The organism is Pseudoalteromonas luteoviolacea, assembly GCF_001696455.1.
Taxonomy (GTDB): Bacteria; Pseudomonadota; Gammaproteobacteria; order Enterobacterales; family Alteromonadaceae; genus Pseudoalteromonas; species Pseudoalteromonas luteoviolacea_C.
Genome location: NZ_MAUJ01000004.1, coordinates 62233 through 74732 on the forward strand (window position 1 = coordinate 62233; position 12500 = coordinate 74732).

11 protein-coding genes are annotated in these 12500 nt (G+C 39.7%); 2 read left to right on the plus strand and 9 right to left on the minus strand.

Going from position 1 to position 12500, the window contains the following annotated elements; all coding sequences use genetic code 11:
* The 8 genes from A7985_RS13290 to A7985_RS13330 form a co-directional block, all read right to left on the minus strand.
* Positions 1 to 528: a hypothetical protein gene (locus tag A7985_RS13290; RefSeq protein ID WP_065790954.1), complete on the minus strand. Its 528-nt coding sequence runs from the start codon at positions 526 to 528 to the stop codon at positions 1 to 3.
* A 51-nt stretch (positions 529 to 579) separates the two neighbouring features.
* A complete protein-coding gene (locus A7985_RS13295) occupies positions 580 to 1098 on the minus strand; it encodes a hypothetical protein (protein ID WP_065790955.1) in 519 nt (172 codons plus the stop codon).
* A complete protein-coding gene (locus A7985_RS13300; protein ID WP_065790956.1) occupies positions 1098 to 1889 on the minus strand; it encodes a hypothetical protein in 792 nt (263 codons plus the stop codon). The genes A7985_RS13295 and A7985_RS13300 overlap by 1 nt, the downstream gene beginning before the upstream one ends.
* 46 nt (positions 1890 to 1935) lie before the next feature.
* Entirely contained in the window at positions 1936 to 2802 is an 867-nt protein-coding gene (locus A7985_RS13305; protein WP_065790957.1) for a Hint domain-containing protein, read from the minus strand.
* A 14-nt stretch (positions 2803 to 2816) separates the two neighbouring features.
* Positions 2817 to 3650 (minus strand): hypothetical protein, encoded by an 834-nt coding sequence (locus A7985_RS13310; protein WP_065790958.1) that lies wholly within the window; start codon positions 3648 to 3650, stop codon positions 2817 to 2819.
* A 1063-nt stretch (positions 3651 to 4713) separates the two neighbouring features.
* Positions 4714 to 5589 carry a Hint domain-containing protein gene (locus A7985_RS13320; protein ID WP_065790960.1) on the minus strand — a complete coding sequence of 292 codons (876 nt, stop codon included), beginning with the start codon at positions 5587 to 5589 and terminating at the stop codon, positions 4714 to 4716.
* A 14-nt stretch (positions 5590 to 5603) separates the two neighbouring features.
* A complete protein-coding gene (locus tag A7985_RS13325; protein WP_065790961.1) occupies positions 5604 to 6449 on the minus strand; it encodes a hypothetical protein in 846 nt (281 codons plus the stop codon).
* A gap of 1471 nt (positions 6450 to 7920) precedes the next feature.
* Positions 7921 to 9027, minus strand: coding sequence for a tRNA nucleotidyltransferase (locus A7985_RS13330; RefSeq protein ID WP_065790962.1), 1107 nt, complete (start codon positions 9025 to 9027; stop codon positions 7921 to 7923).
* 173 nt (positions 9028 to 9200) lie between these two features.
* Between A7985_RS13330 and A7985_RS13335 the strand changes: the two genes are divergently transcribed.
* Both A7985_RS13335 and A7985_RS13340 read left to right on the plus strand, forming a co-directional pair.
* On the plus strand, positions 9201 to 10115 hold the full coding sequence (locus tag A7985_RS13335; RefSeq protein WP_065790963.1) for an ExeA family protein: 915 nt from the start codon (positions 9201 to 9203) through the stop codon (positions 10113 to 10115).
* A 9-nt stretch (positions 10116 to 10124) separates the two neighbouring features.
* Positions 10125 to 11219 (plus strand): general secretion pathway protein GspB, encoded by a 1095-nt coding sequence (locus A7985_RS13340; protein WP_065790964.1) that lies wholly within the window; start codon positions 10125 to 10127, stop codon positions 11217 to 11219.
* Positions 11220 to 11252: 33 nt separating this feature from the next.
* Here the strand turns inward: A7985_RS13340 and A7985_RS13345 are convergent, their stop codons facing one another.
* On the minus strand, positions 11253 to 12446 hold the full coding sequence (locus tag A7985_RS13345) for an HD-GYP domain-containing protein (RefSeq protein WP_081310568.1): 1194 nt from the start codon (positions 12444 to 12446) through the stop codon (positions 11253 to 11255).
* Positions 12447 to 12500 lie beyond the last annotated feature (54 nt).

Consider the following 12500-nt stretch of genomic DNA (forward strand, 5'->3'; position numbering starts at 1 on the left):
TCAATAGCGAATAGTTAAGCCAAGTTTTGAATCAAGTGCCGGTTGAGGCGAGATACCTTTAGTATGCTTAGGGCCTTCGTTGACAAGCTTTGAATGTGCAATGAAATCACGCTGTAGTGTGAGGGCTTTTTCTGAGTTGGGAGCAAAGTTTATGTCGGGCAAGCTGACAGCCAAGTGGGTACAACCTGTGTTGTTAATATTCGAAAACGTACTGCAATAAGTTGATGTTTTAATAAAAGAAACGGGCACCATAGACGACTTTTTATGCCCGTTTAAATGGTAATACGGGTTGTAAATCACTTTAAATCGAGCTTTGTTTGATTCCGGGTATGTATATAATCTGTCTGCGCTTAGCAACATATGTTTGCAATATACTTCCTCAACTTTTAAGCTTTTGGCTTGGTCGTGAAATTGCTTGATACTGCTACAGAGGTGCTGAACTTGCTCAATAGGTAATGCATATGAAGCGCTACTTACTTGTAAAAGTATGATGTTAGTTATAATGCATATTTTTGATATTGTTCGCATTTTATTAAATCCATTTAAAAAGGTGCAATTAAAATTGCACCATAAACTATATTAGTTGTACTCAGAGCAACTATAATAGCCAATCATTTTATGTGTTCGGCTAGAGAATAATGGTACCTGCTCTGTTGCTTTTAAGTACTCATAGTCATAGGCCGTAATTCTATTTTCTATAAATGATTGCAGTCTAAAGTCTTCACAACGCTGCAGTTGCTCTCTTGGTAATGAAGTGTCAGCAAGCACAGTACAAGTAAGTGCTTCTGTATACTGACCTAAATTACAGCTCGCGCCTGCATTCGTAGGTGCTTTAAACCAGCTGTAGAAATCATACTGTTTGTGGTAGCTATTATAATTGGGTGTGCTTTTCATTGTGCCATCTTGGTTATACATATAGTCGTTATATGTTGCGCGACTAATATGACCACACTGACGAGCCCAATCATTACGAGCTTTCGCTTGTGAAGCTGTAAGTTTGTCATCAATTTGACAGCGTTTGTCTTTTCTAGAAATACTTGCATCTGCATTTAAGCTTAATGCCAGTAAGCCCATTAATGTAAGAATCTTGACTTTCATTATTCTTCCTTAATTTTTTTCAGTCTTTGTGCTAGTTTGAGCGCGTTGTTGCTGAGCTGTTCAGCTTTTACTAGCGCCATTTGATCTACGTATTCTACAAATTTTGCTTGTTTATCACTGTGGGTCGCATTTTCTTTATAAGACTCCCATGCGTCTTCGTGATAAACCGCTAACACCATACCTAGTTCGACCTTGTCACCGACAAGAGATCTCTTTAAATCAGTATCTTGCTCTGGTTTAACGTTGTCATGATAAAGCGCTTCCAAAGCGAGGTCTTTTGCATTATCTAACTGAGGCGAGTTGTACTTACCAACAAGCACCGTTGTAAGATACTCAATAGCATCTAAGCGCTTTCTCTCGTGAACGAGATCGAGCTCTTTTTCATTCACATCTCTAAGTAAAATTTTTCGACTAGCCTCAACTAATTTTGTTTCATACATAAGTTGAGAGAGTCTGTCTTTATCAGCGATGCTCATTAAGGGCTTATTCGTTAACTCCATGAACTCTTTAAATTCAGGAGTGACTTTTCGCCATTCAAGTTTATTTTCTTCAATTCGGTTTTCACGAATTAAGGTGTCAACTTTAGCGTCTGCAAGTTCATTATTTACAGCAAGCTCAGAAGCAGGGGTATCAGAAGATACTTGTATTTCTTCTAATTGCTCTGCTTGTTTGGCATTGCTTGTTGTTGTATCAGCCACTGACACTTCGGTTTCGTTTTCACTCTTCCCAACGAAAACAAAAATCGCTAACGCAACAACGGTTACTACCAATATTTTCACAAATGATTTCAAATTAACCTCCAATCTAATAAGCAGGCCGAAGCCTGCTTTAATTCAATTAGATCAAATCATTTGGTAGGCTATCGCGTAACAATAATCTGTTAACGTGATTAGCACCGGTGTTTTGATAGTACATTGAGCCAGAAAGGAAGCCTTGCGCTACTACGATTTGACCGTTTAAGATCACGCCGTTTTCGCTGTCTGAATCAGGACGAACGTTGTAAACTTTACCGAAAAATTCTACTTCTTCGATTGAAGTGATTTCGTCGAACTCACCATTTTCAGCAATTAAAGCATCGCCAACTTGGATATCTTCAGCATTTTTCATATGACCTGAAGATAAGATCAATGGGTGGTTAAGTGTCACTTTTAAAGAACCACCGTTTTGTGTTTTGATCTCAAGGATACGGTGAACAACGTCACGCACAGATTCACTGTAAGCATCAACATTACGTACTGTGTAAGAAATGTTGTCTAGGTTAGCGTCGTCATCTAGGGTTACGATACGGCTAACGCGACGAGAAAATGCGTCATAAATAGCAAGCTCGCCTTCAGCAAATAGTAGCTTTTGATCTGGTGTGTAACATGAAGAAAGACACGTGATCATCGCTGTGTAAGCGCCACGGTTACACGTTGCGCCTTTAACTACTGGAGCACGGTACCATGAATCAAAGTTGCCTGGCTTGTAGAAGCTTGGGTAGTAAACGCGTGAACGACGGTTACCCCAGTCATCATTGATGTTGTAGTCGTATGTACGTGCTGAAATATATTTACATTGTAATGCCCAGTCGTTACGACCAACACCTTGAGTTGTATTGATTGAATCATCTTCACAACGTTGCTCGATACGAACTGGGTCAAGCGCAAATGCAAAGTCTGATACAAGAATTAGTGCTGCAGAAGCGGCTAATAATTTTACTTTCATCGTAAAAGTCCTTTTTAGTTAGTGAACAATGAACAAGGGTAGTTACCAATTAAGCCACCGTGACGGCTGCTAAATAGAGGTACTAGGTCATAGTCACGTAGATAGTTGTAGTCATAAGCAGAGATTTTGCCTTGAGTAAGAGACTGCTTTCTGAATACTTCACATGCGTTAGCATCGATAGTTGCTTTTTTAGGTACTGTGTAAGAACAAGAAACGTTCTTATAGTCAGTATTACCATTCAAATCGAAGTAAGCTTCTCGGCTTTTATCGTTAATGGTGTATCTGATGCTTGTTTCACCCGGCCATAATTCAGTAGGTATGCGGTTGACAGCAGTCATGTTAGTACCAACTATGTCGGTGTTTTGAATATTACCGCTACCGTACTGCACATCGATTTTCATCAATAATGAATCGTGTGTTTCTTTCGCGTAGCAAGATAATGTGTTGTTGTTCTTGTTCTGCATACACTGAGACCAAGCATTTACGATTGTATCGCTCGCCTTTTGGATTAGAACGTGTGATGCTTTACTTCCTTCGTATGACATATCGTCTTGAGAGCAGTTTTCTCTTTTCCACTCTTTGACGTTACCGCCACCGCCGCCAAGGGTGAAGATACCGATAACATCTAAAGATAGATTGCCACCTGCATCGCCTTTACTGTACTCAGAGCTACATACCCACTTTTTAAGTGCGATTTTAGATTCAAAGTTTAAGGTTTCTTCGTAATTATCGAATACACCACCAGCAAGAACAGCGTTACAGCTTTCATATTGATCAGCCGCTTGTGCAGAAACAGATGCAGCTAGAGCGGATAATAAAAATGGTAAAACATAATGTTTATTTTTCACGATTAATTTCCATATATAAACTTAAAAACTTAAATGTCGCGCATTATTTTTTGGGTTGTTCAAATGCCGACACCCCTGATTTCCTTGTTGGTTAAATGCATTTTTATTGCACCTAAATACCAACGAGGAAAATGGTAACCATGCGTTTTTGTTTTGGCAATACTGTTTTTTTGAAGTTTTTTTGGTTTATTTAGCTTTTTTTGATGTTTTTACTTTGTGATTTATGTTTTTGGTTTTTTGTTTTTATATATTGTTGTTTTGTTCAGGACTTTGTTTTTCTTAATGTGTTGGTTGGCATGAATATTTTTTTATTGTTTCACTGTGGTTGTTTGTTTTTTCTATTAATGAGTTTTGCGGTTTTTTCTTTTTTGTTCAGGATATTGGTAGTAAAAAATTTATAAATTCATATATGTGGTTTGAAATTTTATAATTTTGCAATCTGTATGGCTATTGGCATGATGTTTTTGACATTGTAAAAATGAATTAAAGTTGGTTATTTTTATTTTTACTCTTATTGAATTGTTTTTTATGAGAGACGTGAGTTGGCTGGTTATATGCAAAGGGATTGTGGTTTATTTTATGCATCACTGAACATGAGGTTTTCATCGTTTTAGGTAATGTCTTTGTAAGTTAAGAAAATACACCATAGAACTGAAAGTGAGTTTATAAATGTTAAGTGTATTTGCTGTTATAGATGTAAATATGCGCTTCCATAACGGTAAGGTAAATGCTCAAATTTTCGAAGATATAAATTTAATTGATGTTCATTGATGTGGGTCAAAAGAACGTTGATTGCATCATTTAAATCACTTTTTATGGATATTAATCAAAGTCACTGTCATAGAGATGATTTTTTTGGAAAAGGTATCAATAAAAGTGATTATCATAGGTGTAGTTCAAAGGGGTGTTTATATGGCAGGGTTAAGAAAGTTACCATCAATAATAGCTGATGCTAAAATAATATGCCTTAACTTTTATGTAGATATAAATTGAAAGTGTGAATCTTTATAAACCCTAGCAATAAACCAGGGCTTATGATTAGACTTAAGTATAAGAAAAAATGTTAAATTAAGTCATCGGGTATATTATCTCGCAGGACGTATTTATCTACATAGCCAAAGCCCGTATTTTGATAATACATAGACCCTGATAAGAAACCTTGCGCTACAACAATTTGGCCATTCAAAATGACTTCGTGTTCACCATTTGAATTTGGTTCTACATTGTACACTTTGCCATAGAACTCAATTTCTTCAATCGACGTTATTTCGTCAAAGTCACCATTTTCGGCAATTAGAGATTCACCGATTTGGATATCTTCGGCGTTTTTCATTTGCCCATTCGATATGATTAGTGGGTGATTAGGTGTGACTTTTAAAGAGCCGCCATTCTTTGTTTTTATGACCAAGATCTCATGTAAAACATCAACAACAGACTCACTATATGCATGCACGTTTCTCACCGTATACGTGATATTATCGAGGCTTGCATCATCATCTAAAGTGACAATTTTACTTACTTTTCTGGTAAATGCATCATAGATAGTCAGCTCCCCTTCTGCGAATAGCAGTTTTTGATCTGGGGTATAACAAGAAGCTGTACAAGTTATGGTGGCCGAATAACCAGATCTTACGCTACACCCAGCAGTTTTTGATGTCGGGGCAATCCAAAAACTGGTGTAATCGTTTGTCTTAGTGAATGAGGGATATTGTGGCCTAGCTTTAGGGTTGCCATAGTCGTCATTCACATAGAAATCATGTGTTCTAGGCGTAATAATACGACACTCCAATGCCCAATCTGTTCGACCTCTTGCAGGCGCTGGCGCAAGAGAGTCATTTTCACATCGTTGTTTAACAATAACAGGGTCTACAGCGGCTACCGCATACATACTTGCGAAGAATGTGGCGCAGGCAGAAAGCACCAAAATTTGCGTTTTCATATTCATATCCTTATTTATAGAAAGTCTTTACAGCTATACATGGCGATAAAGCGGCCATTTTCGAAGTCGAATACAGGCACTTTGTCATGCTCTTTCATATAATCGTATTCGCGTGCTGAGATTTTACCTTGTAAAAAAGACTGCTTACGAAATACTTCACAGGCTTCAGGATCGAGTGTTGCAGGTGTTGGAATTTCGTATGAACAAGACACTGGTTGGCTATTATCTTGACCATTTAACTCAAAATAAGCGCCACTGTTTTTGTCATTTAGTCGGTACTTAATACTTAACTTACCGGGCTCTATGACCGTCGATTCGGCAGCTGCCGGATCGCTCAATTCAAGAGTAAGGTTGTTTGTGTAAGTTGTTACATCCACGAGCTGGCCGTCGACTGACTGAGCATCAATATTCACGACAAGTAAGTCGTTTACCTGAGTCGCATGGCAGGTGAGGGGGGTGTTATTGACTTGCTGCATACACTGAGACCACGCATTTACTGTGCTGAGACTCACTGACTGAATCAGAGCATGCGTTGCCTTACTACCTTGATATGATTTGTCATCCTCAGAGCAGTTATTGTTTTTCCAATTGTTGAGGCCACCCACATGTCCATCAACGGAGAAGATGCGTGCTGCATCTTTAGCTAAATTACGCGCAGAATCATCAGAGCTGAAATCTGAACTACAAACCCACTTTTTTAGCGCAATCTTTGTTTTGAAAAACATGGTGTTTTCATAAGCATTTAGCGCGTTATGAGCGAGAATTGCATTACAGCTTTCATATTGCTCGGTGGCCGATACCTGTATGGAAGCCGCTGCACAGGTGAGTGCAAAGGGTAAAATATAAAGGGTGTTTTTCACGTTTAATTTCCATTTAAATAATTAAATAAAATGCCTTCACTATTTAATTTTTAGTTTCGACATCCTTGAATTAAATGTTGGATTTTAATTCTATGATTACCTTTCGTTCTCCAACGTTAAAATGTTATCTGTCAGTGTCTAAATTAGCAACAGGGCTAATTCTCCCTTATTTTTCTTTTGTTTAGTTTTTTTGTGTGAAATTTTTACTTTCATGCATTTTGGTTTTTTTGCATTAGTGTGTTTACTTAAAATGAATTTAATCAAGTGATTGAAGGGGAAGTGTATTTTTTATGGGGTTGTGTTTGTTGTTTTTTTTGATCAATTGCTCTTTTTAGATTTGGACCGATTTTTGTTTTGTGTTGTTAAACATTAATTTTTTAAAAAAACTTCCCTTTACTATTGCCTCTTTTTATATGTGATATCCATATAAGGTTTTATTGCGGGATCTTGTAAGGTAAAATTTTCTTTTATCTCTTTAGTGATTTTTACTATATTATTGATATTAAGGGTTATTTAATTGGCTTATTGCTTTGATGGTGGGGCTTTTAGCACGTAATTGATTAAAGGTTAGGCTTTGAGCTAATGATCTACGAGGATACAATACACAGCCTATCAACTTCTGTGAATGTACTAATTGATAATCCGGTCCCCCATATTGTGAGTTTTCCAGCCACGATAACAAGCGCTTTAAATGAGAGTTTTGAAACCGCTTTTTAGTTGCTTTGTTGGAGGTTGCATATACATCTCAAGTTGCAGTCTAAACTTTTTCGCAGGGTGATACGCTGATCTACTTTCCTTAAACACATCCTATATGTATAGAGGTTTTGCTACTCAATCGAGCGGTACAAGGTTTATGTATATAAATGTGGCAGGCTGAGTTTTGATAAGTCTATAACTAAGAACTTATATTTTAAAAAGTTGTTTAGTGAATAAGTTTAGATTTTACCGACGGCGAATTCATTTTTATTGTGTTTATAGCATTAAATATAATTCAGGCTAAGGGCTGGTTTTATGGTTTTTATATCTTAAAACTAGTGGGTGATAGAAATGATATTTATGTTTTCTAAAATGGTAGGCTGCTAGGGTGGCTTTTAAAATCTACCAAAAAAGTTAATAATATTGGCACTTAACTGCGCCAGGCTCTCCGATTGTATTTCTGAAACCAATTGCATTAGTTTGCCATTTAGTTAGTTTTTTATCGTTTTAAAGTTCTTTAACTTTTGTTTTTGTTGATTTTAATTTCATGACTTGTTCTTTTTTACTTTCTTAATATTAAAATTTTCTTTTGCTGCTTAGTGATAATAATTTTTTGATGTCTTTGTTTTTTGTAATTTATAAAGAGATGTCTGTGTATGAAATTACAATTGTGTAGATGTGGATTGTTTTTGGTGATGTTTGATAAACTTTATTTTTACTGTATCCAGATTTAATCTGAGCTGGCGCGAGATAACCAACTCAGACTATTGAGCACTTATATTGCTAAAAGTGCTTCAATTCTTTTTAATTTCAGTTTATCCATTTCGATTCTTATCTCTGGTCCTTTAGCCCCAAGTGTAATAACCTCTTGCGCTTTTACACTTTTGCAAGCCTCGTAGGCTTTTTCCATTAACTTGGTTCTGATTGTGCAGGTATCGTCGATGACGCGTGCGCTATTGATAAATACGCTTAATCTTTCTGGGCGCCGCCAAGCGTCCAACTGATTGAAAACTTTCATGATGGTTTCTGCGCACCAGCGCTTTGATTGGACAAGCGGTAAGTTGGCTTGTAGATCGCGTAAGCTATCAGCATAGGCGCTTGGGATCTTATAGTCTTGTTCCAAGTTGTAGTCACTGAGGTCTGCTTGATACTGCCACAAGCTAAACGCAGATCTCAGATAGGTTTCGGCATTCTGATCTAAACGCGCCAACTGCTCTGATACAGCAGACGCTTTGTTGCGATCCCAATTACTTAGCCAAGGAGTGACAAAGGGGAGGGCATCTAGATCGGAAAGCACATTTGCGAATATCTGAATGGCACCATCTTTAAGAGACTTCTCTATCTCCATCCAAACACGTTCTTTTGTCAGCGTTTCAAGCTCCCCCGCAGCAACCATATTATTCATTAACTGAGTGGTTTCGTCTGCAATGGAAAACCCTAAATATGCATAGCGAGCAGCAAATCTTGCAACACGCAGGACCCTCAGCGGGTCTTCGCTAAATGCGCTACTGACATGACGCAGGATCTTATTATCGAGATCGGTTTTCCCCTTGTAGGGGTCGATTAAGTTACCCTGATCATCTTCAGCGATCGCGTTAACGGTCAGATCGCGACGGATCAGATCATCTTCTAATGTAATTGTTGGCGCAAAGTCGCAAATAAATCCGGTATAGCCTTGCCCTTGTTTACGTTCTGTGCGGGCAAGCGCGTGTTCGTCTTTGCTCTGTGGGTGCAAAAAAACGGGGAAGTCTTTACCTACTTGTTGGTAGCCAAGCTTTAACATATCTCTTATTGTGGCACCAACAACCACATAATCTCGCTCTAAAATGGGTCGGCCGAGCAATTTATCTCTAACTGCCCCCCCTACCAAGTACACCTTCATAGCCATCCTAATTACATCTTTTGTTAATAATCTACTATGGCACTATCATCTTGAGTTTAAAATGTTTGTTCCTAAATTAATGAAAAATTCAGGGGCGATTAAGCAAACAATGTTTTAACTTAAAGTGATTTTTTGCCATTATAGGCAGCATTCTAACAATAAAGAGACATATCGTGTATTTACGCTACTTTGGTTTAACGGAAAAGCCGTTTTCAATTGCGCCGAATCCTGAGTTTCTGTTTTTAAGTGATCGCCACAAAGAAGCATTGGCACATTTAACCTATGGGCTTGGGGACGCTGGCGGCTTTGTATTACTAACAGGGGAAGTGGGAACGGGAAAAACCACGGTAACCCGCAGCATGTTAGCTCAGCTACCTGAATCAACGCAGGTTGCATTTGTATTGAACCCTGCATTATCAGAGATGGAACTGCTTGCCAGTATCTGTGATGAGCTAAACATTGAGTACGATGCCAAAGAAGCCACACTAAAGTCTTTAACTGATGTGATAAAAGCAAGGTTGCTAGCAAACCACGAGCAAGGTGGGCACACGATGCTCATTATTGACGAAGCACAGCATTTGGCGGCTGAAGTCCTTGAGCAACTGCGCTTATTGACTAATTTGGAAACTGATCACAAAAAGTTGCTGCAGATTGTTTTAGTGGGACAACCTGAACTACAGCAATTATTACAGCGCAATGAGCTACGACAACTTGCGCAACGGATCACCGCGCGATATCACTTATTACCGCTGACTGAATCGCAGGTCTTTTCGTATGTTAAGCACAGGCTCAATAAAGCGGGGTGCAATACGAACTTATTTAGTGATCAATCTATTCAGTATATTCATCAGGTTACAGCAGGGATCCCGAGATTGATAAACTTGCTTGCTGATCGCTGTCTATTAGGCGCTTATTCTGCTCAACAACAAGAAGTGAGTAAACAAATAGCCCAAGAAGCAGCTAAAGAAGCACTGCCCCTGAATCTCATCCCAGAGCACCAAAAAAGAGCACTTAACATGCCCGCTTTGGTTTCCGGTTGGGTTGCAGCGATGTTTGCTTGCGGCTTTGGCCTTTCATTTTTATTTTAATGGTGCACTATGTCTTATCTTGTCAATGCATTAAAACAATCACAACAACAATCAAAGTCTGAGCAAGATTATGTGCAGGCGCGACAAAGTGCACAAGTGGCGTTTTACAAACGTCTTAGCATGGGATTAGGGGGGGGACTTCTTACCGTCTGCGCATTAGGTGCGGGTTATTTGGTGGGTCAGTCAGTGCAGTCGGGATCATCTCTAGAGCAACCGACAGCCCAGACCTCAGATGTAAAAACTGAGAGTGAAAATACCGCGGCGCAGTTACCTAAAGAAGAGCCAGCTGCAACGGTGCAGCCAGTATCCACAGCCGCGACACCTGCAACGGCGACACCGGTATCGACTGTCGCTGTGCAACCAACTCCTCAGCAGGTGATAGCACAGGTACCTGTTCAGATGCAACCACAGTTCAACGCTGGCGTAAACAATCAAATGAGCTATCAATGGATGTCTGTACAGGTCGGCTTCGATGCCAGTGGCCGCGCTGTATATTCACAGCAGTTAGTGCCTGTAAACAGTCAAGGTCAGGTGTTGAATGTCCCCGTGCAGGGTCAGGTCCCTCAAATGCAGCAATTTGTTCCAAACCAACAGCTAATTCAGCCTACGATGGGATATGCGCAGCAACCTATGACAACGATGAATAATCAAAATATGGGACAATACCGAGTTGTGGGTGCGCCATTAAATTCCACCGGTCAAAGTAATACATCTACGGAGGCACAACAAGATGAAGAGCTAGAGGGCGTTTCAGACGAGCTTAAGCAAGCTTTTGCTCAAGCCGTGGCAGAGACACAACCTACAAGCTATCGTGAGGAGAATGCGGATGGTGATGTGGTGTCGAGTAGTCGTGGTACCGCCAACGCAACACCGATTGAATTGTTGCCTCCCAGATTGCAAAATAGCATTCCCTCTTTGCGTTATCAGGCACACATCTATGCCACAGAGCCTGAAAAGCGCTGGATTAAACTCAATAATCGTGAGCTTTATGAAGGTGATAACCTAGGTGCTTTGACGATTGTAGAGATCACACCAGAGCAGGCTTTATTTGATTTTGACGGGATAGAATTTACCTTAAGTGCGATGCAGGATTGGATCCCTTAACGTAAATTGTTAGCTACCTTAGTGTGTGCTTCGCTAAGGTAGCATCGAATGACGAAAGAATTTAATCAAATCTAAGCCAAACTCTTCTGGTTTGACAGCCGCCTCTAACTCATCATCGATACGCTTGTCACTGAGATCGACATCTCTTACTTCAACATGAAACATATTCTTTGCATTATAAAAGACTTTGACGACGGGTTGCAGTGGTGAGTCTGGGTTACTAGCAGTGACAATACCAACGCGGTGACTTTTAAGTTTCACCAAGGTACCGACGGGGTACATACCAATACAGTGGATAAATTGATTGAGTAGCGCTTCGTCAAATTGATGTGGGCAGCCAGCTTTAAGCTTTTTAAATGCTTGAATCGGGGTCATGCCTATCTTATATACTCGCTCAGCAGTTAAGGCATCATACACGTCAACAATGGAGATCATGCGCACATATTGAGATAGCTCTTCGCCTTTTTTAGCATACGGATAACCAGTGCCATCTAGTCGCTCATGATGGAACCCAGCAATTTCCGCAGCTATTTCACCGAGTCCACTATCTTTGACGATATCATGGCTATACCTAGCGTGTTCTCGCATGATTTCAAACTCATTTTCACTGAGCTTCTCAGGTTTTTGGAGAATATCATCGGGGATTTTGATTTTACCGATATCATGCAGCAAAGCGCCAGTCGCTAACTCTTCAATAAGCGCTCTATCAAAGCCAAGGTGTTTGGCTAAAATACTCATCAAAATAGACACATTGAGCGAGTGCTCCAAGAGATAGCCATCTTTGTCGCGGATCCGCGCAATGCAGGCCAAAGCGTCTTGATTTCGAAATACAGAATCAATAAACCCTGATGCTGTTTCTTTAAATTCTGCCACATTAATGGTTCGGCCATCACGAATATCCGTAAAAGCTTTTTCTTGTAGTTGCTTCGCTTGTTCGTACATCTTTGTGGCTTGCCCAAGCTCTGCCTCTACGGGCACCGACTTGTGCCAAGGGTCAATTTTGCTTGGTTGAGAGACTTCTTCAACAGCAGGGATCTCTTCCGGCGTGTGGTTTAAGGTTTTGTCAGGATCAATTTCTACTTCGAGTACACCGGACTGGATAAGGTGTTTGATCCCTTTTTCATCTCTTACCCAACCTTGGTTTTTTACTCTGACATGTCCCGCTTGTTTGATCACGCCCACAACAAACATGCCAGGTTCTAAATCTTTGATATTTATTGTTTTCACGGTATGAAAATCCCCCTATAGAGATTTTAAGCTTAGCAAAGGCCGCGCAAAATG